General features: G+C 73.0%; 24 protein-coding genes. 14 read left to right on the forward strand and 10 right to left on the reverse strand.

Going from position 1 to position 25,589, the window contains the following annotated elements; genetic code table 11:
* Window position 1: 1 nt before the first annotated feature.
* The 3 genes from ACFO9I_RS10055 (at window position 2) to ACFO9I_RS10065 (ending at window position 3,805) form a co-directional block, all read left to right on the forward strand.
* On the forward strand, window positions 2-1,288 hold the full coding sequence (locus ACFO9I_RS10055; RefSeq protein ID WP_379180353.1) for a hypothetical protein: 1,287 nt from the start codon (window positions 2-4) through the stop codon (window positions 1,286-1,288).
* Between the two features lie 17 nt (window positions 1,289-1,305).
* Window positions 1,306-2,799, forward strand: coding sequence for an amino acid permease (locus ACFO9I_RS10060; protein ID WP_379180355.1), 1,494 nt, complete (start codon window positions 1,306-1,308; stop codon window positions 2,797-2,799).
* A gap of 79 nt (window positions 2,800-2,878) precedes the next feature.
* Complete coding sequence (locus tag ACFO9I_RS10065) at window positions 2,879-3,805, forward strand: homocysteine S-methyltransferase family protein (protein WP_379180357.1); 927 nt, start codon at window positions 2,879-2,881, stop codon at window positions 3,803-3,805.
* Window positions 3,806-3,817: 12 nt separating this feature from the next.
* On the opposite strand, the gene ACFO9I_RS10070 is transcribed toward ACFO9I_RS10065, so the two are convergent.
* Window positions 3,818-4,543: a L,D-transpeptidase family protein gene (locus ACFO9I_RS10070; protein WP_379180359.1), complete on the reverse strand. Its 726-nt coding sequence runs from the start codon at window positions 4,541-4,543 to the stop codon at window positions 3,818-3,820.
* Between the two features lie 207 nt (window positions 4,544-4,750).
* Here ACFO9I_RS10070 and ACFO9I_RS10075 point away from each other — a divergent pair, with 207 nt between their 5' ends.
* A complete protein-coding gene (locus ACFO9I_RS10075; protein ID WP_379180361.1) occupies window positions 4,751-5,146 on the forward strand; it encodes a hypothetical protein in 396 nt (131 codons plus the stop codon).
* 37 nt (window positions 5,147-5,183) lie between these two features.
* Here ACFO9I_RS10075 and ACFO9I_RS10080 read toward each other — a convergent pair whose 3' ends face one another.
* The 3 genes from ACFO9I_RS10080 to ACFO9I_RS10090 form a co-directional block, all read right to left on the reverse strand.
* On the reverse strand, window positions 5,184-5,507 hold the full coding sequence (locus tag ACFO9I_RS10080; protein ID WP_379180363.1) for a putative quinol monooxygenase: 324 nt from the start codon (window positions 5,505-5,507) through the stop codon (window positions 5,184-5,186).
* 95 nt (window positions 5,508-5,602) lie between these two features.
* Window positions 5,603-7,705 (reverse strand): 3-hydroxyacyl-CoA dehydrogenase NAD-binding domain-containing protein, encoded by a 2,103-nt coding sequence (locus tag ACFO9I_RS10085; RefSeq protein ID WP_379180365.1) that lies wholly within the window; start codon window positions 7,703-7,705, stop codon window positions 5,603-5,605.
* Window position 7,706: 1 nt separating this feature from the next.
* Entirely contained in the window at window positions 7,707-8,912 is a 1,206-nt protein-coding gene (locus tag ACFO9I_RS10090; RefSeq protein ID WP_379180367.1) for a thiolase family protein, read from the reverse strand.
* Between the two features lie 199 nt (window positions 8,913-9,111).
* Here ACFO9I_RS10090 and ACFO9I_RS10095 point away from each other — a divergent pair, with 199 nt between their 5' ends.
* Entirely contained in the window at window positions 9,112-10,059 is a 948-nt protein-coding gene (locus ACFO9I_RS10095) for a PAC2 family protein (RefSeq protein ID WP_379180369.1), read from the forward strand.
* 47 nt (window positions 10,060-10,106) lie between these two features.
* Complete coding sequence (locus ACFO9I_RS10100) at window positions 10,107-10,967, forward strand: acyl-CoA thioesterase (RefSeq protein ID WP_379180371.1); 861 nt, start codon at window positions 10,107-10,109, stop codon at window positions 10,965-10,967.
* Window positions 10,968-11,007: 40 nt separating this feature from the next.
* On the opposite strand, the gene ACFO9I_RS10105 is transcribed toward ACFO9I_RS10100, so the two are convergent.
* The 3 genes from ACFO9I_RS10105 to ACFO9I_RS10115 all read right to left on the reverse strand — a co-directional run bounded on the left by ACFO9I_RS10105 (window position 11,008) and on the right by ACFO9I_RS10115 (window position 13,964).
* Window positions 11,008-11,583, reverse strand: a complete 576-nt coding sequence (locus ACFO9I_RS10105; protein ID WP_379180373.1) for a hypothetical protein — start codon at window positions 11,581-11,583, stop codon at window positions 11,008-11,010.
* 126 nt (window positions 11,584-11,709) lie between these two features.
* Window positions 11,710-12,630 carry a MaoC family dehydratase gene (locus ACFO9I_RS10110; RefSeq protein ID WP_379180375.1) on the reverse strand — a complete coding sequence of 307 codons (921 nt, stop codon included), beginning with the start codon at window positions 12,628-12,630 and terminating at the stop codon, window positions 11,710-11,712.
* Window positions 12,630-13,964 carry a 3-oxoacyl-ACP reductase gene (locus ACFO9I_RS10115; RefSeq protein ID WP_379180377.1) on the reverse strand — a complete coding sequence of 445 codons (1,335 nt, stop codon included), beginning with the start codon at window positions 13,962-13,964 and terminating at the stop codon, window positions 12,630-12,632. The genes ACFO9I_RS10110 and ACFO9I_RS10115 overlap by 1 nt, the downstream gene beginning before the upstream one ends.
* Before the next feature lie 143 nt (window positions 13,965-14,107).
* On the opposite strand from ACFO9I_RS10115, the gene ACFO9I_RS10120 reads away from it, so the two are divergent.
* Window positions 14,108-15,403, forward strand: a complete 1,296-nt coding sequence (locus ACFO9I_RS10120) for an acetyl-CoA C-acetyltransferase (protein WP_379180379.1) — start codon at window positions 14,108-14,110, stop codon at window positions 15,401-15,403.
* Window positions 15,404-15,475: 72 nt separating this feature from the next.
* Entirely contained in the window at window positions 15,476-16,864 is a 1,389-nt protein-coding gene (locus ACFO9I_RS10125) for a protein kinase domain-containing protein (RefSeq protein WP_379180381.1), read from the forward strand.
* Window positions 16,865-16,868: 4 nt separating this feature from the next.
* Here the strand turns inward: ACFO9I_RS10125 and ACFO9I_RS10130 are convergent, their stop codons facing one another.
* On the reverse strand, window positions 16,869-17,561 hold the full coding sequence (locus ACFO9I_RS10130) for a TetR/AcrR family transcriptional regulator (RefSeq protein WP_379180383.1): 693 nt from the start codon (window positions 17,559-17,561) through the stop codon (window positions 16,869-16,871).
* Window positions 17,562-17,801: 240 nt separating this feature from the next.
* Here ACFO9I_RS10130 and ACFO9I_RS10135 point away from each other — a divergent pair, with 240 nt between their 5' ends.
* Entirely contained in the window at window positions 17,802-18,140 is a 339-nt protein-coding gene (locus ACFO9I_RS10135) for a MazG nucleotide pyrophosphohydrolase domain-containing protein (protein ID WP_379180385.1), read from the forward strand.
* 54 nt (window positions 18,141-18,194) lie between these two features.
* On the opposite strand, the gene ACFO9I_RS10140 is transcribed toward ACFO9I_RS10135, so the two are convergent.
* Window positions 18,195-19,706 (reverse strand): ATP-dependent DNA ligase, encoded by a 1,512-nt coding sequence (locus tag ACFO9I_RS10140; protein WP_379180387.1) that lies wholly within the window; start codon window positions 19,704-19,706, stop codon window positions 18,195-18,197.
* Between the two features lie 52 nt (window positions 19,707-19,758).
* On the opposite strand from ACFO9I_RS10140, the gene ACFO9I_RS10145 reads away from it, so the two are divergent.
* From ACFO9I_RS10145 to ACFO9I_RS10165, 5 genes are all read left to right on the forward strand, one after another.
* Window positions 19,759-20,709, forward strand: coding sequence for a DNA-3-methyladenine glycosylase family protein (locus ACFO9I_RS10145; protein WP_379180389.1), 951 nt, complete (start codon window positions 19,759-19,761; stop codon window positions 20,707-20,709).
* Window positions 20,710-20,737: 28 nt separating this feature from the next.
* Window positions 20,738-21,676 (forward strand): SCP2 sterol-binding domain-containing protein, encoded by a 939-nt coding sequence (locus ACFO9I_RS10150; RefSeq protein WP_379180391.1) that lies wholly within the window; start codon window positions 20,738-20,740, stop codon window positions 21,674-21,676.
* A 141-nt stretch (window positions 21,677-21,817) separates the two neighbouring features.
* A complete protein-coding gene (locus ACFO9I_RS10155; RefSeq protein WP_379180393.1) occupies window positions 21,818-22,588 on the forward strand; it encodes a DUF4397 domain-containing protein in 771 nt (256 codons plus the stop codon).
* Window positions 22,585-23,223, forward strand: a complete 639-nt coding sequence (locus tag ACFO9I_RS10160) for a class F sortase (protein ID WP_379180395.1) — start codon at window positions 22,585-22,587, stop codon at window positions 23,221-23,223. The genes ACFO9I_RS10155 and ACFO9I_RS10160 overlap by 4 nt, the downstream gene beginning before the upstream one ends.
* A complete protein-coding gene (locus ACFO9I_RS10165; protein WP_379180396.1) occupies window positions 23,220-24,167 on the forward strand; it encodes a hypothetical protein in 948 nt (315 codons plus the stop codon). Before ACFO9I_RS10160 ends, ACFO9I_RS10165 begins: the two co-directional genes overlap by 4 nt.
* 24 nt (window positions 24,168-24,191) lie before the next feature.
* On the opposite strand, the gene ACFO9I_RS10170 is transcribed toward ACFO9I_RS10165, so the two are convergent.
* The gene (locus ACFO9I_RS10170) at window positions 24,192-25,454 is read right to left on the reverse strand and encodes a phospholipase D-like domain-containing protein (protein ID WP_379180398.1); all 1,263 of its coding nucleotides are present in this window, start codon (window positions 25,452-25,454) and stop codon (window positions 24,192-24,194) included.
* Between the last annotated feature and the right edge of the window lie 135 nt (window positions 25,455-25,589).

Below are 25,589 nucleotides of genomic sequence, written 5' to 3' on the forward strand. Positions count from 1 at the left end.
CATGCGACGTCCGCGACCCCCGTGCGGACGTCTGCTGCCGGCACCCGTGCTGGCGCTGGTGCTGGTCGCCGGCGCCCTCACCGGCTGCACCACCGACGCCGGCAGCGCGCCCGCCCCGACCCGGGCGGCGTCGGCCCCGCCGGATGTCGTACGCGCCCTGGAGCGCTCGCTGGAGCGTCGGGCCGCTGCGGTGCGCCGGGGTGACGTCGACGCCTTCGTCGCCGGCCTGGCACCTCGTCCGGCGTTCGTGCGCGAGCAGCGCACCTGGTTCGGCAACCTCGCCCAGCTGCCGGTGGGGCGGTTCGGCTACACGCTCGACCCGGGCACCCTGGTCCGGCACGGCGACGACTACTGGGTCGTGGTCGAGCGGCACCTGCAGCTGCAGGGCTACGACCCCCGGCCGGTCATGACGCCGGACCGGTTCCGGTTCACCCCGGGACGAGGCCCCGGCCACTACCTGCTGGCGTCGACCAGCGACGCGCAGTGGGAGCGCGCCCACGACGTCCGGCCCGCGCCCTGGGACGCCGGTCCCGTCGAGGTGCGCTCGGCCCGCGGCGTGCTCGGCGTCTTCGACGCGGCGAGCGTCGCGTCCGCTGCCGCCCTGCTCACGTCGGTGCAGGAGGCGGTCGGATCGGTCGCGGCGGACGTGCCCTACACCTGGTCGCGGTCGGTCGTGGTCTACGCCCTCTCCGACCCGGCCTTCCTGACCGCGCTCGCGGACCTCCCCGGCGACGACCCCACCAGGGTGGGTGCGATCGCCTTCCCGGTCACCTCGCGGCCCGGCGGCCGGGTGGTGGCCACCCGGGTCGTGCTCAACCCGCGGCTGCTGTTCGAGGACGACGCCGAGCGCGACCGGTTGCTGCGCCACGAGGTCACCCACGTGGCCGTCGGCACCCACGACGACCGCGTGCCGGTGTGGCTGGCCGAGGGGGTCGCCGAGCTGGTGTCCGTGCGCCCGATGGCTCCCCAGGAGCGGCTGCTGCCGGACGCCGCCGTCGAGCAGGCCTCCGCCGTCGAGGACCTGCCCGACGACGCGACCTTCAACGACGAGCACTCCGCCGAGCACTACGCGGTGGCCTGGTGGGCCTGCGAGTACGTCGCCGACGCGTTCGGCGAGGCCGCCCTGTGGGACCTCGTGGACGCGATGGACGAGGACGGTGCCGATCCCGACGAGGTGCTCCAGCTCCGGCTCGGGCTCACCTCGCAGGACCTGGCGGAGAAGGCGGGCCGGATGATCGAGGCGACCTTCGGTCCGCCCGGGCGCGGGGGTCGTCGGGAGCACGCGTGAGCCGCTAGCGTCCTCCCATGGACGTCTTCCGCACCAAGAACGTCGAGCGCTCCATCGCCGAGACCGACGAGCCGGAGCATCGCCTCAAGAAGAGCCTGGGCGCGCTGGACCTCACGGTCTTCGGCGTCGGCGTCATCATCGGGGCCGGGATCTTCGTGCTCACCGGCACCGTGGCCGCGTCCAACGCCGGCCCGGCGGTGGCGATCTCGTTCGCGATCGCGGGGCTGGCCTGCGCGTTCGCCGCGCTCTGCTACGCCGAGTTCGCCTCCACCGTGCCGGTGGCCGGCAGCGCCTACACGTTCAGCTACGCCACCTTCGGCGAGCTGGTGGCCTGGATCATCGGCTGGGACCTGGTGCTGGAGTTCACGATCGGTGCCTCCGCGCTGGCGACCGGCTTCTCGGGCTACTACCAGAAGGTCGTCGACGGCACGCCGTTCGAGGTGCCGGCCTCCCTGGGGTCGGCCGCAGACGGCACCGTCGACCTGCCGGCGATCGTGATCGCGCTGCTGGTCACTGCGGTGCTCGTCGGGGGCATCAAGCTCTCGAGCCGCCTCAACCAGGTCATCGTGGCCATCAAGCTGCTCGTGATCGCCGCGGTGATCATCTTCGGCATCGGCTACATCAGCGGCGACAACTACACCCCGTTCGTCCCGCCGTCCCAGCCGTCGCCGGCGGGCGAGAGCGACTTCCTGCACGCGACGCTGATCAGCTCGCTGTTCGGCATCGACCCCGCCGTCTACGGCTGGGCGGGGGTCTTCTCCGGCGCCGCGATCGTCTTCTTCGCCTTCATCGGCTTCGACGTCGTCGCCACCACGGCCGAGGAGGCGCGCAACCCGCAGCGCGACGTGCCCCGCGGCATCCTCGGCTCGTTGGCCATCGTCACGGTGCTCTACATGGCGGTCAGCCTGGTCATCACCGGCATGCAGAGCTACAGCGACATCGACCCGGCCGACGCGGCCCCGCTGGCCACCGCCTTCGACGCGGTGGGCCTGGACTGGATGGGCCGGCTGATCTCGATCGGCGCCTGCGTGGGCCTGATCGTCGTGGTGATGATCCTGGTGCTCGGCCAGACCCGGGTCGGGTTCGCGATGGCCCGCGACGGCCTGCTGCCGCGCGGCCTGGCCAAGGTGCACCCGCGCTTCGGCACGCCGTACATCTTCACGATCATCACGGGCATCACGGTCGCCGTCATCGGCGGCCTGGTGGACCTGGCCACGCTGGCCAACCTGGTCAGCATCGGCACCCTCTTCGCGTTCGTGCTCGTGAGCATCGGGGTCGTGGTGCTGCGTCGCACCCGCCCGGACCTGCCGCGCGCGTTCCGGACGCCCGCGGTGACGCTGGTGGCCGGCTGCGCGGTGCTGATGTGCGTCTACCTGATGCTCAACCTGACCGGCGAGACGTGGGTGCGGTTCCTGATCTGGATGCTCATCGGCTTCGTCGTCTACTTCGGGTACGGCGCCCGCCACAGCCGGGTGGGTCGCGCCATCGCCGAGGAGAAGACGACCGCCTGACGGGAGCGACCGAGAACGGCCCGGATGGGGGACGACGGGACACACGGGGCGTGCGAGCCTGATGGCACGGAGGTTGTCCATGACCATCAGTGAGATCCCGCGGGCCGGCGGACGCACCTACGTCACCGACGGCGGGCTCGAGACCGACCTGATCTTCCACCATGGCGCGGAGCTGCCGGAGTTCGCGGCCTTCCCGCTGCTCGACGACGCCCTCGGGCGCGAGCTGCTGCGGCGCTACTACGACGAGTACGCCGAGATCGCCCGGCGGGCCGGGACCGGGCTGATGCTGGAGGCGCCCACCTGGCGCGCCAACCCGGACTGGGGCGAGCGCGTCGGCTACTCGGCGCGCGGGCTGCGGCGCATCGACCGGCACGCCGTCACCCTGCTCAAGCAGCTGCGTGAGCGGTACGACGACCTGCCGGACGTGCTGATCGGTGGCGTCATCGGGCCGCGCGGTGACGGCTACGTGCCCGGCGAGCGGGTCGATCCCGCCGAGGCGGCGACGTACCACAGGCCCCAGGTCGACGGCTTCGCCGAGCACGGCGCGGACCTGGTCTCGGCGTACACGCTCACCGGCCCCGAGGAGGCCATGGGCGTCGTGCGGGCGGCACGCGCCGCGGGCATCCCCGTCGCGATCTCGTTCACCGTGGAGACCGACGGGCGGCTCCCCGACGGCACCTCGCTTCCCGACGCGGTGGCGCGGGTCGACGAGGACGCGGGCGGTCCGGACTACTACCTGCTCAACTGCGCGCACCCGAGCCACATCGAGCCCGGCCTCGACGAGGGGGCCTGGCGCGAACGGGTGCTGGGCATCCTGCCGAACGCCTCGACGATGACGCACGCGGAGCTGGACGCGGCCGAGGAGCTCGACGACGGCGACCCGCAGCAGCTCGCCACCGCGACCCACCGGCTCCGCGACCGGCTGCCGAACCTGGCGATCCTGGGCGGCTGCTGCGGCACCGACGCGCGGCACGTGGCCGCGCTGTGGGGCGTCGCCACCCCGTAGCCCCGGCGGGGCTCAGACGACCCGCACCCGGGTGTGCCGGGTGGTGAACCGCCACACCTCCAGCGACATCGCCCGGCTCAGCCGGATGCAGCCGTGCGACTCGGCGCGGTTGGTGCCGAGGTACCAGTTCGGGTGCATCTGCGCGCCGTTGGACTGGTACGTCGGGATCCGGTGGAAGCCGATGCCGCACGGTGCGAACCGCACGAAGTTCCACAACCAGACCTCGCCGCTGCTGGTCGAGTTGCGCTTGATCCTCGCCGCGCGGCCGCAGTAGGACCCGGTGCCGTAGCTGCCCCGGTGCAGCACGGAGGGGTTGTCGACGATGCCGCCCTGGGCGCGCACGCCACCCTTCGGGCCGACCAGCCACACCCAGTTCTGCTGCTGGCTGATCACGATCCGCCGGCCCGTGCCCGACCGTGCCGGCACCGGCCGACGGTCGCAGCGCGGTGCGGCGTCGGCGTACAGCCGCCGGCGGGTCGGCGGGTCGAGCCGGCCGGTCTGGGCCTTGCCGGTGCGGGACTGGAAGCGGACCACGGCCGAGCGGGTCCAGGGCCCGAGGTCGCCGTCGGCGGGTCCGGCGGAGCAGCCGAGGTGGTTGAGCCGACGCTGTGCCTTCTCCACCCAGGCGCTGCCGGCCGCGTCGGCGGGTGCGACGGCGAGGACGACCACGAGCGCGGTGGCGAGTGCGGTGACGATCGCGGTGAGGCCGGTCAGCGAGCGGGGCAGCGGGCGATCCATGGTGTCCTCCGGGGACGGTGGGGTGCGGGTGCGGACCCTCCTGTGATGCACCATCAAACCGCTTGGTTGCGGTCGCGCAAAAGGTCACCCGGTGGCAGGCCGTTGTTCCCTTCGCGCGCCACCGCCCGGGGTCGACTCTGGAGGTGTGGAGCCCGGCAGGTGGCTGGCCCAGACATCCCGGGCGCCTGCGAGAGAAGGTGCATCATCATGCGGATCAGCTGGAGGGACGGTCTCGCGACCCTGGCGGTCGCGGTCGCCACGGTCGGGTACCTGCTCTGGGTGACCGACACCGCACTCACCTCGTGGTCGGCACGCACGGTTGCGATCGGCGTGCTGGTCCTCGGCGTGGTCGGCGGCGCCCTGGGGGCCGAGCGGCTCGTTGCCGACCTCGGCCTCGAGGGACACGACCGTGGCCCGATGGCCTACGTCGTCTGGATGGGGCTGCTCGTCGCGCTCGCGATCGTGAGCGCGGTCGTGGCCATCGCCATGTCGAGCACTGCCTGGGTGGGACTGCTGACGCTCAGCGTCGTCGCGCTGTGGGCCACGGTCTGTGCGCGGGCACTGATGCTGGGCGCCGGGCGTCCCCACCACGTGGGGCACTGAAGGGCGCGCGCTGAAGGTCGGTCGGGCGGGACGAGGGTCAGTCGACCCGCATCTCGCCGAGCTCGTTCCAGTCGTCCTGGTCGACGCTCTGGCTCACGATCTTCGGCGTCGCGACGAGGTAGCCCGGCAGCTTCTGCTGGGCCGCCTTGAAGTGGTCGCTGTTGACGTGTGCGGCTCCGGCGTCGCCGTCACGGAACGCCTCGACGAGCACGTACTCGTGGGGGTCGTCGAGGCTGCGCGACCAGTCGAACCACAAGCAGCCCTCCTCGGCCCGGCAGGCCTCGGTGAACTCGCGGCTGATCTCGGGCCAGTCCTCGGCGTGCTCGGGCTTGACCTGGAACTTCGCGGTGATGAAGATCATCGGCTCTCCTCCTCGGGTCGACGTCGGCCGGTGGGAAGACGACCGGCCGGCCCGATGCTACGGGCCGGCCGGTCGTCAGCGGGGTGGCGTGGGGGTCAGTGGAACTTCTTCCCGCTGACCTTCTCGCCGAGGCCCTCGCGGTCCAGCAGCATGGTCAGGCCGCCGTTCCAGAACGAGAAGCCGGCGCCGGTGATCATCGCCAGGTCGAGGTCCTCGGGGGCCGCGACGACGCCCTCGTCGAGCATCAGCCGCGCCTCCTCGGCGAGCCCCTCCAGAACGCGGGTGCGCACCTCGGCGGGCTCGAGCACGACCGGGTTCTCCGGCTTCTCCTGCAGCGCCTCGACCTCGGGGTCGATCGCGCCGTCGGGCCCGTAGTACGACGACTTCCTCGCCGACACCACGCGCTCGAGGGCGGGGGAGACGTAGAACCGGTCCGGGAAGGCCCGGTGCAGCGTCTCGTTGTTGTGCAGCGCGATCGCCGGGCCGACCAGCGAGAGCAGCATGAACGGCGGCATCGGCGCGACGCCCGCGAAGGCGCGGTCCGCGACCGTCACCGGGGTGCCCTCGTCGACGATTCGGCCGACCTCGCCCATGAACCGGCCGAGCAGCCGGTTGACGATGAACGACGGGCTGTCCTTGACGAGGATCGTGGTCTTCTTCAGGGCCTTGCCGGTGGCGAACGCCGTGGCCAGCGTGGTGTCGTCGGTCAGCTCGCCCTTGACGATCTCCAGCAGCGGCATCACCGCCACCGGGTTGAAGAAGTGGAAGCCCACGACCCGCTCGGGGTGCTCGAGGTCGGCCGCCATCTCGGTGATCGACAGCGAGGAGGTGTTGGTCGCCAGGATGCACTCCGGCGAGACGACCTTCTCGACGTCGGCGAAGACCGACTTCTTGACCGACATCTCCTCGAAGACCGCCTCGATCACGAAGTCGGCGTCGGCGAAGACGTCGCTCTTCTCGACCGATCCCGAGACCAGCGCCTTGTGGCGGTTGGCCTTGTCGGCGTTGATGCGGCCCTTCGCGAGCAGCTTGTCGATCTCGGCGTGCACGTAGCCCACGCCCTTGTCGACGCGCTCCTGGTCGAGGTCGGTCAGCACGACCGGCACCTCGAGGCGACGCACGAACAGCAGCGCGAGCTGGCTGGCCATCAGGCCGGCGCCCACGATGCCGACCTTGGTCACCGGCCGGGCCAGCGACTTGTCGGGCGCGCCGGCGGGGCGCTTGGCCCGCTTCTGCACGAGGTCGAACGCGTAGAGCGACGCGATCAGCTCGGGCGTGCGCGACATCGCCTCGAGGGCCTCGTCCTCGCGGGCGAAGCCCGCGTCGCGGTCGCCGTCGCGGGCGGCGTCGATCAGCTCGACGGCCTTCCGCGCCGCCGGGCTGGCGCCACCGGTCCTCGACTCGACCACCTGAGCAGCCCGGGCGACGGCGGCGTCCCACGACTCGCCCCGGTCGCCGTCCCAGGTGCCAGGGCCGGGACGCTCGACGGAGACCTTGCCGGCCAGCACGTCGGCGGCCCAGAGCAGCGACTGCTCGAGGTAGTCGGCGCCGGAGAAGCAGGCGTCGGCGAGGCCGAGCTCGTACGCCGCCTTGCCGCCGACCGTCCTGCCGTTGTTGAGCGGGTTCTCGACGATCAGCTGCACGGCCTTGTCCGGGCCCACCAGGTTCGGCACCAGGAAGGCGCCGCCCCAGCCGGGGACAAGGCCGAGCATGACCTCGGGCAGGCCCAGCGCGGGGGCGCTGTCCATGACGGTGCGGTAGGTGCAGTGCAGGGCCACCTCGAGGCCGCCGCCGAGGGCGAGGCCGTTGATGAAGCCGAACGACGGCTTGCCGCCGTCCTGGAGCTTGCGCATCACCGCGTGGCCGAGCTCGGCGATCACCCGGACACCGTCCGGGCCGCCGCCCGCGACCGAGGTGAGGTCGGCGCCGGCCGCGAGGATGAACGGCTTGCCGGTCACGCCGAGCGACGTGATCTCGTCGTCGTGGAGGGCGGCGTCGAGCGCGGTGTTCAGGGAGATCAGGCCGCGCGGCCCGAAGGTGTTCGGCTTGGTGTGGTCCTCGCCGTTGTCGAGGGTGATCAGGCCCATCACGCCGGCGCCGCCGGGCAGGGCGACCTTGCGGAGCTTGGCCTCGGTCACGCGCTCGGCGTCGGAGGAGATCTCCTGGGCGCGGGCGAGGAGGTTCGAGATGTCGCTCATGTCAGGCCTTCTCTCCGGTCCAGTTCGGGTTCTCCCAGATGACGGTGCCGCCCATGCCGATGCCGATGCACATCGTGGTTAGTCCGTAGCGGACCTCAGGGCGCTCCTCGAACTGGCGGGCCAGCTGGGTCATCAGGCGCACCCCCGACGACGCGAGCGGGTGGCCCATGGCGATGGCGCCGCCGTACGGGTTCACGCGGGCGTCGTCGTCGGCGATGCCGAAGTGCTCGAGGAAGGCCAGCACCTGCACGGCGAACGCCTCGTTGACCTCGAAGGCCTCGATGTCGTCGATGGTCAGGCCGGCCTGCTTGAGGGCCTTCTCGGTCGCCGGGATCGGGCCGGCACCCATCACCTCGGGCTCGACGCCCACGAAGGAGTAGGACACCAGCCGCATCTTCACCGGCAGGCCCAGCTCGCGGGCGGTCTCCTCGTCGGCCAGCAGCGCGGCGGTGGCGCCGTCGTTGATGCCCGCCGCGTTGCCGGCGGTCACCTTGCCGTGCGCACGGAACGGCGTCTTCAGCGTCGCCAGCGACTCCATCGAGGTGCCGGGGCGCATCGGCTCGTCGGTCGTCGCCAGGCCCCAGCCCTGCTCCGCGGAACGGGTCGCGACCGGGACCAGGTCGGGCTGGATCAGTCCGGCGTCGTACGCCGCCGCGGTCTTGTCCTGGGAGCGCACGGCGTAGGCGTCGACGCGCTCCTTGGTGATCGTGGGGTAGCGGTCGTGGAGGTTCTCCGCGGTCTTGCCCATGACCAGCGCGTCGGGGTTGACGATCCGCTCGGACAGGATCCGCGGGTTGGGGTCGACGCCCTCGCCCATCGGGTGCCGCCCCATGTGCTCGACACCACCGGCGATGGCGACGTCGTAGGCGCCGAAGGCGATGCCCGAGGCGGTGGTGGTGACCGCGGTCATGGCGCCCGCGCACATGCGGTCGATCGCGTAGCCGGGGACGCTCTGGGGCAGGCCCGAGAGGAGCGCGGCGGTGCGGCCGATGGTGAGCCCCTGGTCGCCGATCTGGGTGGTGGCGGCGACGGCCACCTCGTCCACGCGCTCGGGCGGGAGGGAGGGGTTACGGCGCAGGAGCTCGCGGATGCACTTGATGACGAGGTCGTCGGCGCGGGTCTCGGCGTACTGGCCGTTCGCCTTGCCGACGCCGAAGGGTGTGCGTACGCCGTCGACGAAGACGACCTCTCGCAGCTGTCGGGACACTCTCGGGTCCTCTCAGGGACGGGGATGGGGTTGGTGCAGCCTCACGTTACCCTGCGGTAACAACGATGCGCAGGGGGATCCCCCTGTGGGTGTCGTCACCCGGGTCCACCTCCCGTCCGCAGCGACCCGGTGGGAATATCGTGGACGTGGCCGGTGCTGCCCAGCCGCAGCCCACCAACCGCCCCGGAAGGACGCCCCCGTGTCGCAGGAACCCCGCCTCGTGCACATCGTCGACGACGTGCCCGAGCTCGACGCCGTCGCCGACGCGCCAGGTCAGGAGCGGAGCCTGACGATGGTGCTCGTCCTCGACGGCTTCCTCGACGCCGGCAACGCGGCGGCCCGTGCCGCCCAGCACCTGGTCGACGTGGGGGAGGGCCCGGTCGTGGCGACGTTCGACGTCGACCAGTTCCACGACTACCGCGCCCGCCGCCCCGCGATGTCCTTCGTGCGCGACCACTACGAGGCCTACGACGCCCCCAGGCTGGTCGTCCGGCTGCTGCGCGACACCGGCGGCACTCCCTACCTCCTGCTCCAGGGGCCGGAGCCCGACAACCGCTGGGAGGCGTTCGCGCGTGCCGTGCGCGAGGTCGTCGAGCGGTTCGGCGTCACCCGGGTCGTGAGCATGGGCTCGGTGCCGATGGCGGTGCCGCACACCCGGCCGATCGCGATCACCCACCACGCCAACGACCCCGACCTGCTGATCGGGGAGAGCGCGTGGCGCGGCGAGCTGCGCATCCCCAGCAGCGCCCAGGCGCTGCTCGAGGTGCGGCTGGGGGAGTGGGGCCACGCCGCGATGGGCTTCGTCGCCCACATCCCGCACTACCTCGCCCAGCTGGACTACCCCAAGGCCTCCGCCGCGCTGCTGGAGCACGTCGAGAAGGCCGGCCGGCTGACCGTCGACCTCTCCGCGCTGCGGCTCGAGGCCGAGGAGCGTGAGCTCGAGATCGCCCGCTACCTCGCGGCCAACGAGGAGGTCAACGAGGTCGTCCTCGCCCTCGAGCAGCAGTACGACGCCTTCGCGCGCGCCGAGGAGAGCGGCAGCAGCCTGCTCGCCGAGGACCAGCCGCTGCCGACCGGCGAGGAGATCGGGCAGCAGTTCGAGCAGTTCCTGGCCGGGCTCGACGGCCCCGACGCCGACCAGTCCTGAGCCCCACCACCCGCCGCCGACCACGACAGCGAGGAACCCCTGTGTCCGTGCCCGCCACCGCCCTCGTCGACCTGCTCGACCTCGAGGAGATCGACGTCAACCTGTTCCGCGGGCGGCAGTCCGACACCGACCGGCAGCGGGTCTTCGGTGGTCAGGTGGCCGCGCAGGCGCTCATCGCCGGGGTGCGGACGGTCGACCCGGAGTTCGGGATCCACTCGCTGCACTCGTACTTCCTGCGCCCCGGCGACACGCAGGTGCCGATCGTGTACGACGTCGAGGGCATCCGCGACGGCCGCTCCTTCGCCACCCGCCGCGTGGTGGCGCGCCAGCACGGCCGGCCGATCTACTACCTGACCGCCAGCTTCCAGCGCCCCGAGGAGGGGCTGGAGCACCAGGACGTGATGCCGGAGGCGCCGGGTCCCGAGTCGGGCCTGAGCCTGACGGAGCTGTGGGCCAGGCGGAGCGAGGAGAGCGAGGCCGAGTCGCTGGCCAAGGAGTTCGCGGCCCTGGACGCCCGCTACCTGGGCAACTCCCTGAAGGGGCTGGAGGAGGAGGATCCGGCCCACCCGGCGCGGGCCCGGATGTGGGTCCGGGTCACCGAGGACCTCGGCGACGACCCGGTGCGCCACCTGGCGGCGTTCACCTATGCCAGCGACATGAGCCTGCTCGGCGCCACGCTGGTGCCCCACCGGGCCGGGCCGCCCGAGATCCAGATGGCCTCGTTGGACCACACGATCTGGTTCCACCGGCCGTTCCGGGCCGACCAGTGGTGGCTCTACGACCAGGTCTCGCCCTCGGCCCAGGGGGCCCGGGGACTGGCCATCGGCCGCGTCTTCACCGAGGACGGCCGGCTGGTCGCGACCGTCGCGCAGGAGGGGCTGATCCGGCCGGTGACCCCCCGGGCGTGACCGGTCCCGGCGCTGGTGCGTCGGGACCGGCGGCGTGTGGCTACCGCATGACCGCGCAGACGACCCACGGGCGCACCGAGACCTCGGTGGTGCCGTTGTTGAAGCCCTCGACGACCCATCCGTTCGGGCGGATGGAGCCGTCCGGGTCACCGGGGATGGCCGTGTCGACGATCTTCCCGCCCTTGATGGTCGCCGGGACCGACGTCACGATCTGCAGGCCCTTGTTGGCCTCGGCCCCGCCGTCGTTCATGCCGAAGCCGCCACCGACCGCGTTCTTGCCGCGGCCGCACCGCACCCAGGACTGCTGCAGCGTCGCGCCCTGGTCACCGGCCCACAGCTTGGTGGAGTTGGCGCCGTCCTGGAGCTGCGTCTGCCCCGGGTAGGGGCCGTCCGCCTCCAGGTGGTGCCGGAACATGCCGCGGACGCCGGGCGCCAGCTTGGCGTTCGTGACGGCGTTGTCGTGGATGTCGACGGTGTGCACGGCGCCGTTGCGGATGTCGGCCGAACCGACCGTGTTGGCAGCGACCGCCCCACCGACGCCACCGAGGGCGACGAGGATCGATGCGCCGGCGACGACGGCGGTCGTGCGGCTGTGGGTGAGCTTCTTGATGTCCATGGCCTTCTCCCTGTTGCGAAGGACGGGTGAGAACGGGTCTGTGACCCGTCCTCTCCACTCCATGCCCGGATCGTCAGCGGGAGCAGGGGCGTTCGACCCCGCAGGCCGGGGACCTCGGTCCGGCGGTCAGGGGGCCTCGGTCCGGCCGGCGAGGTGCGGGGCGCCCGACCGCGGGCTGCTCAGCGAGAAGGCCCAGCCGGGCGCCGTCCCCTCGCGTTCGAGGGCCCGCGACCCGAAGGCCACCGAGCCCGGCAGCAGGATCGGCTTCTTGAACGCCACCTGCACGCGGACGGCGTCCGGCAGGCGGTTCTCGAGCATGGCGACGCAGCGCGCCTTGCTCCACATGCCGTGCGCGATCTGCCGGGGGAAGCCGAGTGCCCTGGCGGTCAGCGGGTAGAGGTGGATCGGGTTGTGGTCACCCGAGACCGCGGCGTACCGGCGGCCGAGGTCGGCGGGCAGCTTCCACACGATCCCGGTCGGCGGGGCCTCGGGGAACGACGAGCCCGCCTCGCCGATGGCCGGGTCGTCCCCGCTGCCCGTCGGGGCCCCCCGGCGCAGGAACGTCGAGGTCTCCTCCCACACCAGCTCGCCGGCGGAGTGCACGGTCGTGACCATGTCGAAGACCCGGCCCTTGGCATGGGCGCGGAGGTTCTCCGCGCGTGCCGTCACCTGCAGCCGCTCGGTGAGCGCCACCGGGCGGTGCTGGGTGACGGCGTTCTCCAGGTGCACCGTCCCGATCGCGGGAAACGGGAACGAGGAGTCGCTCATGATGGACATGTGCAGGCCGAAGGCCAGCAGGTGCGGGTAGGTCAGCGGCACGGTGTCCTTGCGAGGGAAGCCGCACACCCGGGCGTACGCCGCCACGTGGTCGGCGTCGATCGGGACGTCGTGCCGGGTCAGGGCGAGGTCGGGCAGCTCGCCCCCGTGCCTGCGGATCCCGGGCAGCACGTTCACGACCGGGATCGAGGGGATGGCGGCCCGCAGCAGCATCGGCAGCGCGTGCGGCGAGCCCTCGACGACGCGCGGGGCTTGGCCGGTGGGGCTCATCAGGCGCCCAGCATCATCTGGCCGCAGACGCGGACCACGTTGCCGTTGACGGCCGTCGAGCCGGGGTCGGCGTACCACGCGATCGTCTCGGCGACGTCGACCGGGAGCCCGCCCTGGGACATCGCGTTGAGCCGCTGGCCGACCTCTCGGGTGGCGAACGGCACCGCCGCGGTCATCTGGGTGACGATGAAGCCGGGCGCCACCGCGTTGATGGTGATGCCGTCGGTCAGCTCGTCGGCCAGCGAGTCGACCAGCCCGATCACGCCGGCCTTGGACGCGGCGTAGTTGGTCTGGCCGACGTTGCCGGCGATGCCGGCGATGGACGCGACCCCGATGATCCGGCCGTTCGCGCGCACGACGCCCTGGTCGAGCAGCTCGCGGGTGATCAGCTCCGGGGCGGTGAGGTTCACGGCGATGACCGAGTCCCACCGGTCCTCGCCCATGTTCGCGAGCTTCTTGTCGCGGGTGATGCCGGCGTTGTGCACGACCACGTCGACGCCGCCGTGCTTGTCCTTCAGGTGGTGCGCGATCCGCTGCGGCGCGTCCTTGGCGGTGATGTCGAGGGTGAGCCAGTCGCCCTCGAGCTCCTTCATGACGACCTGCAGCTCGCTGGCCGCCTGGGGCACGTCGACGCCGACCACCGTGGCGCCGTCGCGATGGAGCACTCGCGCGATCTGCTCGCCGATGCCGCGGCTGGCGCCGGTCACGAGCGCGACCTTCCCGGCCAGTGGCCGCTCCCGGTCGGCGACCTCGGCCGGCTCGGTGGTGCCGGTCGTGCCGATGCGGACGACCTGTCCGGACACGTAGGCCGACCTGGGGGAGAGCAGGAACGCGAGCGTGGAGGTGGTGGCGGCCTCGGCGCCCTCGGCGACGTACACGAGCTGGACGGTGCCGCCCCGCCCGATCTCCTTGCCGAGGCTGCGGGTGAAGCCCTCGAGCGCCCGCTGGGCCACGCGCTCGCTGCCCGTCACGGCCTCCGGGGGCGTGCCGAGCACGACCACCCGCGGGCAGGTCTCGAGGCTGCGCAGGACGGGGGTGAAGAAGTCGCGCAGCGCGTGCAGGTCGGCCGAGGAGGTGATGTCGGTGGCGTCGAAGACCAGTCCCTTGAACCGTGCTCCCTCCTCGACCGCCTCGGTCGAGGCGATGCCGAGCAGGTCGAGCAGCCCGGGGAGCGACTCCGCGAGCCGGCCACGACCACCGACCAGCACGGTGCCGTCGACGAGGGGGGCGCCCTCGGCGTACCGCTCCAGCGGGGTGGGGTTGGGCAGTCCGAGGTTCTTCACGAGCAGCTTGCCGATCGGCGTCTGCACGAAGCCCTGGTACTTGTCGCTCATGGGGGTGGGTTCCTCCGCGGTGTCGTCGTCGCTCAGGCGTGTCGGGACCATCATGTAACTCGACGTGTAACTCAGCGTCCACATTTCGTGACGTGCCCCTCATAACCTTCACTCCCGCGCGGCCCGGCGCAAGGATGTCGCCCATGAAGACCGAGACCCGCCGCGTCGCCGTCCTCGGCGGCAACCGCATCCCGTTCGCCCGCTCCAACACCGCCTACTCGTCCGCGTCCAACCAGGAGATGCTCACCGCCGCCATCGACGGCCTGGTCGCCCGGTTCGGGCTCGAGGGCGAGCGGCTCGGCGAGGTCGTGGCCGGTGCGGTGCTCAAGCACTCCCGCGACTTCAACCTGACCCGCGAGGCGGTGCTCGGGTCGAGGCTGTCGCCGGAGACGCCCGCGACCGACATCCAGCAGGCCTGCGGCACCGGCCTGCAGGCCGTCATCTCGGTGGCGAACAAGATCGCGCTCGGCCAGATCGACGCCGGCATCGCCGGTGGCACCGACACCACCTCCGACGCGCCGGTCGCGATCAGCGACAAGCTGCGCAGGAAGCTGATGAAGGTCAACGCCGCGAAGGACACCAAGGGCCGGATCGCGGCCCTCGGCGCCATCCGCCCCGGCGACATCGGCCTGGAGATCCCGCAGAACGGAGAGCCCCGCACCGGGCTCTCGATGGGGGAGCACGCCGCGCTGACCGCGCTGGAGTGGCAGGTCGGTCGCGAGGAGCAGGACGAGCTCGCGGCCGCTTCCCACCAGCACCTCGCCGCGGCGTACGACGCCGGCTTCCTCGACGACCTGGTCACGCCGTTCCGCGGCGTGGAGCGCGACAACAACCTGCGCCCCGACTCCAGCGCGGAGAAGCTGGCCAGGCTCAAGCCGGTCTTCGGCAAGGGCGAGGCGGCGACCATGACCGCCGGCAACTCGACCCCGCTCACCGACGGCGCCTCGACCGTGCTGCTCGCCTCCGAGGAGTGGGCCCAGGAGCGCGGCCTGCCGGTGCTGGCCTACCTGACGGCCTACGAGACCGCCGCGGTCGACTACGTGCACGGCGGCGAGGGCCTGCTGATGGCCCCGGCGTACGCCGTCGCGCGGATGCTGGAGCGCGAGGGGCTCTCGCTGCAGGACTTCGACTACTACGAGATCCACGAGGCGTTCGCCTCCCAGGTGCTCTCCACGCTCAAGGCGTGGGAGGACCCGGTGTTCTGCAAGGAGCGCCTCGGCCTCGACGCCCCGCTGGGCTCGATCGACCGGTCGCGGCTGAACGTGAAGGGCTCGTCGCTGGCGGCCGGTCACCCGTTCGCGGCGACCGGCGGCCGGATCGTCACCGTGCTGGCCAAGCTGCTCGCGGAGAAGGCGCAGTCCGACGGCCCGGGAGGGCGCGGGCTGATCTCGATCTGTGCCGCCGGCGGGCAGGGCGTCGTCGCGATCCTGGAGAGCTGAACCCGCGGTCGGCTGCCGGCCACGCGCGAGGACGTCCGCATCGTCCACGGGCGGTCGGGTACGGGCCGGGGCATGGAGGACGTCGTGGGTGCCCTGGGCAACGGCCGCTACGAGCTGCACGAGCTCGTGGGGTCGGGCGGTGCCGGCTCGGTCCGGCGGGGTCACGACACCCTGCTGGACCGCGAGGTCGCGGTGAAGATGCTGCGCGGCTCGGCCGACGAGACGGTGCGTGCCCGGATGCGGGCGGAGGCTCAGCTCGCCGGCGGGCTGCACCACGCGGGGATCGCCCAGGTCTACGACTACGGCGAGGAGGACACCGCGGGCGACCCCGCGCCGTACATCGTGATGCAGCTCGTCGAGGGCACCTCGTTGTGGCAGCTCCTGCGGGAGCGACGGACCCTGCCGCCGGCCGAGGTGATGGACGTCGTCGGACAGGTGGCCGGCGCGCTGCAGGCGGCGCACGAGGCGGGGATCGTGCACCGCGACCTCAAACCGGCGAACATCCTGGTCACGCCCGAGGGGCGCGTCGTCCTGGTCGACTTCGGCATCGCGCGCACGGCCGATGCCGAGCCGCTGACGATGACCGGCACGATCGTCGGCACCGCCGACTACATCAGCCCCGAGCAGTCCCGGGGAGAGCCGGCCACGGGCCGGTCGGACCTGTACTCGCTCGGGATGGTCGCCTACGAGTGCCTGACCGGGCACAAGCCCTTCCGTCGCGAGACCGACGTGGCCACCGCGCTGGCCCACCTGCGCGAGGAGGCGCCGCCGCTCGGGCCGGAGGTGCCTGTCGGGGTCCGGGCCCTGGTCGAGGAGCTGATCGCGAAGGACCCCGAGGCGCGCCCGGCGCGGGCGGCCGACGTGGCGGCCCAGGCCGCGGAGCTCGCGTCCTGCGACCAGGCCCAGCCGCCGTCCGCCGTGCGGCCGCGGCTGCGCGGGCGCCTGCGCCCCGTCCGGGGCCGCGTGCTGCGTTCGCGGCGTGTCTACGTCGCCGCGGCGGTGCTGCTCGCGACCGTGGCGGGCTCCTTCCTCGTGGCCGCCCGGGACCCGGCCGTCCGGCACGCGGCCGTGCGCGTGCCCGACCTGCGCGGCGACCGGGTCGCCACCGCCGAGCGGCTGCTCGATGACCGTGGGCTCGACGTGCGGCGACGGATGGCCGACGACCCCGACGCCCCGCGTGGCACCGTCCTCGACCAGGAGCCCCGCGCCGGCGCCCGGGCGGAGGACGGCACCGTGGTGACGCTGTCCGTCGCGTCCGGCCGGACGGACCTCAGCCCCCGGGACGTGGTCGGCATGCCGTACGACGAGGCCGCGCGCGCCCTCGTGCGGCTCGGGCTGGTGCCGGCCAAGGTGACGCGGACCCGCCTGTCGGGGGCCGGGGCCGTGGTGGGCGTGCAGCCGACCGGTCGGCTGCCGCTCGGCACCGAGGTGACGCTCGTGGTCGCGGTGGCCCCGAGCTAGCGGCTCAGTCCGGGTGGGCGGCGAGCGCCAGCGCGGAGGCGACGAGGTAGTCCTTGACCTGGTCGGGTGAGATCGAGCCCACGGTGGGCACCCCGGGGGCGGCCTCCTTGACCAGGATCCCGACCCGCGCGAGCTGCAGCGCGCCGAGCCCGCTGGCGTACAGCGTGTTGGCCAGCAGCGTCGGGTCGGCGACGGTGAACGCGCCGCGCTCCACGCCGTACTCCAGCGCACTGCCGAGCGTGGCCAGGCACGACGAGATGCCGCGGCCGAGGCGGAACAGCGCACTCTCCGAGATCTCCTCGAGCAGCTCCGGGCCGCTGCGCCGCATCAGGGCCTGGGCGCAGTCGACGAACGCCGGGTGGGCCAGTCCGTAGTCGACGAACGCACCCACGATCGCCGCGAGGCGGTCCCGCGGGTCGTCGTGCGCGTCCGCCGCCTCGCTGAGCGCGTCGCGCAGCTCGTCGAGGTAGGTCACCAGCGTGAGCGCGAAGAGCTCCTCCTTGCCGGTGAAGTGCCGGTAGACGATCGCCCGGTTGATCCCCACCGCCCGGGCGATGTCCTCGATCTGGGCGTCCCGGACGCCACGCTCGTCGAAGAGGGCGCGGGTCGCGGCGAGGATCTCCTTCTCGCGCTTGCGCCGTCGGGCGGCCGCCGCGGAGCGCCGGCCGTCCACCGCCGGCGGTTGCTGGGTCGACATGGGCACATCGTAGGGCTGTGCAACTCCGAGTTGCACGCGTGTGGCACGGGTGTGACGCGGCTGCGGTGGTCGCCGCCCCGGCTTCGCGGTCGATCTGATCCATCTGGCGCGTCGGATCAACCGCGAAGGCGGCAGGTCACGTGAGCACCCGCAGCGTCTCGAGCGAGTCGACGGCGGGCAGGTGAGACAGGCGAGCCCTGGCCGGGTGCTCGCCGCCTTGACGTACGCCATCATCGGCCGGTGGGCATCGCGGAGCCACACGGGCTGGCACGGACGATCGGGGAGACCTATGCCCGGGAGACAGCCCGCCGCCATGGCCGAACGTGGACGTCCGAGGAGTACATGCTGGGCTTCTCGGGCGACGTCGGGGATCTGGCAAGGCTCGTTCAAGGCAAAGCAGGCGTCGGCCATCGCGACGACCTCGATGAGGCACTGGCACATGAGCTTGCTGACTGCCTCTGGTCGATCCTGACCCTGGCGGACTGCTACGACGTGGACCTCGAGGCTGCCTTCACGACCACCATGCAGGACATCGCCGGACGATTGGAATCCCGCGATGCCGAGCAGCCTCTCGACTGATCGGCGGTCGATCCGACGCACCTGGTGGATCGGATCAACCGCAGACGAGGCAGCTCACAGGAACGCTTTCACCGTCTCGACCGTGTCGGCCTCGGCCGGGGACTTGTCGTCGCGGTAGCGGACGACGCGGGCGAAGCGCAGCGCCATCCCGCCGGGGTAGCGGCTGGACCGCTGGACCCCGTCGAAGGCGATCTCGACGACCTGCTCGGGCCGCACCTGGACGACGTAGGACGACCGGGAGGTCTCGAGCCCGAGGAACCGCTCGGTCTGCCAGGCCAGCATCTCGTCGGTCATGCCCTTGAAGGTCTTGCCGAGCATCACGAACCCGCCGGTCGCTGGATCACGCGCGCCCAGGTGGATGTTGGAGAGCCAGCCCTTGCGGCGGCCGCTGCCCCACTCGACGGCGAGGACGACCAGGTCGAGCGTGTGGACCGGCTTCACCTTCACCCAGCCGGACCCGCGGCGGCCGGCGTCGTACGCCGCGTCGAGGTTCTTGACCACGACGCCCTCGTGGCCGTCGGCCAGGGCTCCCTCGAGGAACGCGTGCGCGTCGGCGGCGTCGGCGGTGACCAGCCGGGGGACCCGGTGCTCGGCCGGGACCAGCCGCTCGAGGGCGGCCAGCCGGTGGGCGCCGGGGGAGTCGAGCAGGTCCTCGCCGTCGAGGTGGAGGACGTCGAAGAAGTACGGCGTGACGGCCACGCCGGCGTGCTGGGCCGTGCGCGAGGCCGTCTCCTGGAACGGGCGCGGCCGGCCGTCCTCGTCGAGCGCCAGGGCCTCGCCGTCCAGCACGAAGCGCGAGGCGGGCAGCGAGCGCGCGACCGCGACCACCTCGGGCAGCCGGGCGGTGATGTCCTCCAGGGTGCGGGTCGCGACGAGGACCTCGTCGCCGTCGCGGTGCACCTGGATCCGGATCCCGTCGAGCTTCACGTCGATCGACACGGCCGCACCCGGGCCGCCCGCCGCCTTGACCAGCGCGGCCTCGACGTCGGGGGCGCTGGAGGCCAGCATCGGCAGCACCGGACGGCCCACCTCGAGCCCGAAACCCGCCAGGGCCTCCTCGCCCCCGGTCATCGCGGCCACGGTCACCGACACCGTCGACCCGGCGAGCATCGCGGCGCGACGCACCGCGGCGAGCGGCACGCCCGCGGCCTGAGCCACCGCCTCCTGCACCAGCGCGTCGAGCGCGCCCTGCCGCACGGCACCGGTGACGACACCACGCAGCCAGGCCTGCTCACGCTCGGTGGCCCGCCCGAACAGCGCGGCCACCGCGGCCGCCCGCCCCGACTGGGACCCGGCGCCGGAGAACGCGGCGATGGCGTCGAACACCTCGTGGACCTCGAGCACGGTGAGCGACGGGACGTCGGCCGGCGCCGGCAGGTCGCTGACCCCCCGCCAGCCCAGGCCGGTGCGTCGCTGGCGCAGCGTCCCGCCGAGGTAGGCCGTCACGGTCTCCACCTCCTCAGGGGAGGCGGCCGCGAGCAGGGTGGCGATCGCAGCGACCTTGGCCTTGCGCGACCGGGTGGCCGCGACGGCGTCGGAGGTGGCGACGAGGTCGGAGAGCAGCACCGCGCCATTGTGGCGTGCGCCGCCGACACCGGGCGTGGGCTAGCGTGCTCGGGTGACGTCGGAGGAAGGCCTGACCCGGGTGTGGCGCCCGGGGTGGCCCTGCCCGGTGGGCCGGATGCTCCTGCACCGGCGCCGCGGCGCCGGCGACCCGACGTACCACCTCGACGACGCGGGGCGGCACTGGCGCGGGATCCGCACCCCCGACGGGCCGGCGACCCTGGTGGTCCGGTCACGGCCCGCCGCCGGCGAGGTCGAGGCGCAGGCCTGGGGTCCGGGCGCGGCTTGGGCGCTGGAGTCGGTGCCCGACCTGCTGGGAGCGGCCGACGACCCGAGCGGCTTCGAGCCGCGTCACCCGGTGCTGGTCGAGGCCTGGCGGCGGCACGGTGACGTCCGGATCGGCCGCAGCGGCCTGGTCGTCGAGTCCCTGGTGCCGGCGATCCTGGAGCAGAAGGTGACCGGCCAGGAGGCGTTCGCGGGCTTCCGGATGCTCGTGCACCGCTTCGGGGAGCGGGCGCCCGGCCCGGCCGGGCAGCGCCGCCTGTGGGTCCAGCCGGCCCCGGAGCGGATCCGGACCATCCCCTCCTGGGAGTGGCTGAAGATGCACGTGGACCCGGCGCGGTCACGCACCCTCGTCGGCGCGATGCGGGTCGCCGACGCGCTGGAGCGGACCGCCTCGCTGCCCCACGAGGAGGCCGACCGGCGGCTGCGCAGCCTGCCGGGCATCGGGGTGTGGACCAGCGCGGAGGTGCGCCAGCGGGCCCACGGGGACCCCGACGCCGTCTCCTTCGGCGACTACCACGTCGCCAAGGACATCGGCTGGGCGCTGACCGGGACGCCGTTCGACGATGCGGAGCTCGAGGAGTTCCTCGAGCCGTGGCGGCCGCACCGCGGCCGCGTGCAGTCCCTGGTGGCCCTCGCCGGGCTGCACCGGCCGCGCCGGGGCGCCCGGATGTCGCCGCGCACGCATCTTCCGGCGTCCGTCACCCGTCGCGTCTCCCGCTGAGGTCACGTACCGACGGTACGGTGGCCGGGTGACGCCCGACCTGCACCAGCTGAGCTCCGCCACCCGCGCCGAGGCGACCGCGTTCTTCGCCGAGGTCGACCCCGAGTCGCTCGTCGCCGCCGTGCGCGCCACCCCGGACGACGACCTCCTCGCCCTGCTCGCCCGCGAGGAGGTCCGGACCGCCGCGGTCCTGGGCATCCTGGGACGGCTCCACGAGTACGCCGTCACCGAGCGGCTGGCCGAGCTGCGCGGCGTGGTGCGGTTCGACCTCGAGCGTCGCGGGACGCTGCTGGAGCGGCACGGCCTCGCCTTCGACGGGGGCAGCATGACGCTGCTCGAGGACCCGTCGGCCGGTGACACCGACGTGGTCCTGCGCACCAGCCTGCTGCGCTTCGTGCGCATCGTGAGCGGCGAGCGCAACGCCGGCCTCGAGTTCCTCGGGGGCAAGCTCGACATCGACGGGGACGCCCTGCTGGCCCTCGCCGTGGGCGGCATCTTCCGGGTGCCCGGGACCGGTGCGGTCGCGGTGGACCCCACGGCGCTCGACCCGGTCGACGTGGCCACGGTGCTGGGCGGGGTCCGCCACGACCACCTGCGCAAGGTGATGGCCTCGGGGTTCAGGCCCATCGTGCTCGGCGAGATCTTCCGTCGGCTGCCCGACTACCTGAACCCGCGCAAGGCCGCGAGGGCCGACCTGACCGTGGGCTTCCGGCTGCTCGGCAACCCCACCGGCGAGATCGAGCGGTACGTCGTCCGCGTGACCGGGGGAGCGGCGACCGTGACCGCGGGCGACGAGGGCGAGCAGCGCGACGCCACCGTCACCTGCGAGGGCCACGACTACCTGCGGCTGGCCACCGGCCACCTGAACCCGGTCACCGGCGTGCTCAAGGGCCAGCTGAAGGTCAAGGGCGACAAGGCCAAGGCGCTCCAGCTCAGCTCCGTGATCGACATCCCGCAGCCGCGCTAGCGATCGACGCGACGGAGGGCTCCCGAAAACTGGGGAAAATCGGGCCTCGGTCGTTGCCAGCCGTCGTGTCCGGCGCCGCGCGGTGCTGTGATCGTGCTCAGCGCCGCCGCCGTGGTGGTGCTGGGGCGGACGGGGGCTCGGATGTTCGGACACGGCAGGCTTCTCGCTGCCGCCGCCGCGGTCGGCGCGGCAGCACTGGCATCGCCGGCGACGGTGGCTCCGACGAGTGGGGCGACGGCCCCCACGGCTTCGCTGTACGTGGTGCAGGCGCTGCCCGGCGCCTCGGTGACGGTCACGGTCGACGGCCGGGAGCGGGAGGCCGCGATCGCGGTCGGCCGGGTCGTCGGGCCCCTCCACCTGGCGGCGGGCAGCCATCAGGTCGAGCTGACGTGGGACGGCGGGAGCTCCGCGACCCAGATCCGGCTCGGGGCGCGGTCGAGCACCGACCTGGTCCTGCACCGGCCTGCGTCGGTCCGGGGCGACCCGGTGACCACCAGCTACCGCGTCCCGACACGCCCCATCGGTCCGGGCAAGGCCCGGTTGGTGCTGGCCCACACCGCGACGGTCCCGCCCGCGGACGCGCGCTTCGACGGCAAGGTCGTCTTCACCGACATCGCGAACGGTGAGTTCGCCCGGGCCGACGTTCCGGCCGGGGCGCACCGGGTGGCGCTCCTCCCGACCGGGGCGACGTCCCACCCGATCCTCGGTCCGCTCGGCCTGTCCCTGGCGCCACGCACGGTCACCATGGTCTACGCGGTCGGCAGTCCCACGAACGGCTCGATGGACGTCGTCTCGCACGTCGAGGGGATCGGCGCGGACGGGACGGCCTACCCGGTCCGGATCGACACCGGTTCGGCCGGTCTGGTGGCCGGGGTGCCGGTCACGTCCTTCACGTCGACCCGGCCGCGATGAGCAGGGCCGGGGGGATGGCGCTGGTCGTGGCGGCCGTCCTGCTGGTCGGCTGCGAAGGGGACGTGGCCGTGCGCTCGGGGTCTGGCTCGTCGCCGACCGGGCAGGACAGCGGGACGGCGCACCCACCGACGCCCGCGCCGACGGCGCCCCGGGCCGGGTCCGTCGTGCCCGCCCGTCCGCTGACCGTGCGGTTGCCGAGCGGGCGTCGCCTGTCCGTGCGCGCCGTGTCCACCCGGCACGGGCTTCTCGACGTGCCGGCCGACGTCGACCGGGTCGGGTGGTGGAGGGGCGGGTCGCGCATCGGCGACCCGTTCGGTGCCACGTTGCTGGCGGCCCACGTCGACTCGACGGACCAGGGAGTCGGGCCGTTCGCCGAGCTGCTCGGGGTGCGACGGGGTGCCCTCGTCCGGATCAGCGGTCGCGGTCTGACCCAGGACTTCGCGGTCGCCTCGCTGCGGCTGGTCCCGCGGCGGGCGCTGGCGCGGCACGTCGAGGTCTTCTCGCCGCGCGGTCCCCGGCGGCTCACCCTCGTGACGTGCGCCGGGCCGTACGTGCCCTCCCGCGGCGGTTACCTCGACCTGCTCGTCGTCACCGCCACGCCGACGACCGCTGCGCGTGAGAAGGCCGCGTCGTGACCGGGCCGTACCGCGAGCCGCGGCGCCGGGACCTGTCCGCGGCGTACGACGACGCGGTCGGGGACGCCTACGCCGACGAGGAGCCGTGGCCGCGTGACGCCGCAGCACAGGTCGGGCCCGGAACCGGCGACGGCCGGGACGACCCCGGGGCGTGGGACGACGACGAGGACGACTGGCCCGAGGACGACTGGCTCGAGGACTGGGAGATCGTCCCCGAGGAGTGGCGACGGGCTCCGATGCGCATGGCGAGATGGGTGCAGGTGAGCGCGGCGCTGGCCGCCGCGCTCGTGGTCGCGGTCCTGCTCTGGCTGGTCACCTCCGGCGCCGGGTCCCGGCCCGACGCCGGAGGACCGGCCGAGGTCGGCGCGGAGCCTCCCGCTGCGCTGCCGAAGGAAGGTGCGTACGTCGAGAGTCGAGTCCTGGAGTCCGGCGACATCGTCGTGGACCAGTGGATCCGAGCCGAAGGCCCCATCCGCACCCTGACGGTGCGCGCCCCGACCCTGCCGGGCACCGGGATCGCCCCGCATGCCTCGGAGCTGCGCGTCACCGGGCGGGACGGCCAACGGGTCCGCGGGCCGTCCGAGGTCGGCGACCGGCCCCGGACCTTCGTCCTCGAGCGACCCGCCGGCCTGCTGCACCTGACCTACCGGCTCGAGGGTGCTGTAGACCGGAGCGCGGACTCGGCGACGGGGCGGGCGCTGGCGAGGATCACCTCGCTGGACGTCGCCTGGACCCCGCGATCCGGTCCGGTGCGGGTCGCGGTCGTCGGGGCGGGTGTCCGCAACCTCGCCTGCTCCGGGGGACCGGTCCCGGCGCTGATGCCCAGGCCCTGCGGGGCGCCGCACGAGACGGGCTGGACCGTGCGGCTGGAGGGGGCGCGCAGGGACGACCACGTGACCGCCCAGGTCGACCTGGGGGCATCGGCTGCGGCCGCGTCGGGCTGACGCCCGCCCCCGAGCGCGACGAGGTCAGAGCAGCGGGCGCAGCGGACCGAGCACGAACTCGGTGAACTTGCGGTGCAGGTCGCGCGCCTCCCACTCACCGCTGGTCAGCTCGAGGCAGTTGGACTGGTCGACCTCGAAGATCTCCTCCATCGCCGCCGCCAGCGACTCGTCGATGAGCTCGACGTTGATCTCGTAGTTGCCGGTGAGGCTGAGCCGGTCGATGTTGGCGGTGCCGACCGTGGTCCAGGTGCCGTCGATGGTCGAGGTCTTGGCGTGCACCATCGCGTCCTTGAAGCGGAAGATCCGCACGCCCGCGTCGAGCAGCTGGCTGAAGTAGCCGCGCGAGATCCAGTCGGCCACGATGTGGTTGGACTTCAGCGGCACGACCAGGCGCACGTCGACGCCGCGCAGGGCGGCTGCCTTCATCGCGTCGACGAAGTCCTGGTCGGGGATGAAGTAGGCATGCGTCATCCACACGTTGCGGCTGGCCCGGTTGATGGCCTCGAGGTACATCCCGCGGATCGGGAACATCCAGAGCCGCGGCACGTTGCGGTGGATCCGGATCCGGGGCTCCCAGGTGGACGCCGTCTCCAGCAGCAGCGGGCGCTCGCTGGCACCGAGCAGCCGACGCCGGTTGAGGTTCCAGAAGTCGGCGAAGGCGCGCTTGAGGTCCCACACCCCGGGGCCGGTGATCCGCAGGTGCGTGTCGCGCCACTCGGTCTCGTAGGCGGAGCCGATGTTGTAGCCGCCGACGAACGCGACCTCGTCGTCGACCACGAGGATCTTGCGGTGGTCGCGGCCGTAGCGACGCAGGTCGAAGACCCGCCAGCCCGCGGCGTACACGGGGTAGCGCAGCACCTTCATGCCGGGCGGGAAGCGCTTGAACCTCGGCGAGACGACGAGGTTGGCGAAGCCGTCGTAGATGCAGTAGACCTCGACCCCGCGCTCAGCGGCGGCGGCCAGCGCGGCCTTGAAGCGCTCGCCGATCTCGTCGCCCTTCCAGATGTAGGTCTCGAAGACGATCTGCCGGGTGGCGGCCTCGATCGCCGCGAGCATGTCGGCGTAGAGGTCCTTGCCGAAGGTGTACGTCGTGACCGTGCCGTCCCCGATCGCCACCGACCGTGGGGGCGTCACCGGGAACGGCCGGGGCTTCTTGCCGCGCCGGCGGTAGGAGTCCACCAGCGACATCCCGATCGCGAGCGCGAGCTGGACGCCCACGACCGCCAGCAGCGCCCGGCGCGTGGCACGCAGCACCCGGTCGACGACGGATGGGGCGTGTGTGGTCACGGGGTCAATCTAGTCAGGCGGTCGGAACGGCGTCGGCGAAGCCGCCGGCAGGAGCGGTCCGGGGACGGGTCGGCTGCCCGGGAAGCAGGGGACCTTCGCATCTGCTCGTGGAGCGGGCGCGGGGGTGTACTGCCT

It is taken from the genome of Nocardioides sp. GCM10023255, from assembly GCF_042653125.1.
Lineage (GTDB): Bacteria > Actinomycetota > Actinomycetes > Propionibacteriales > Nocardioidaceae > Nocardioides.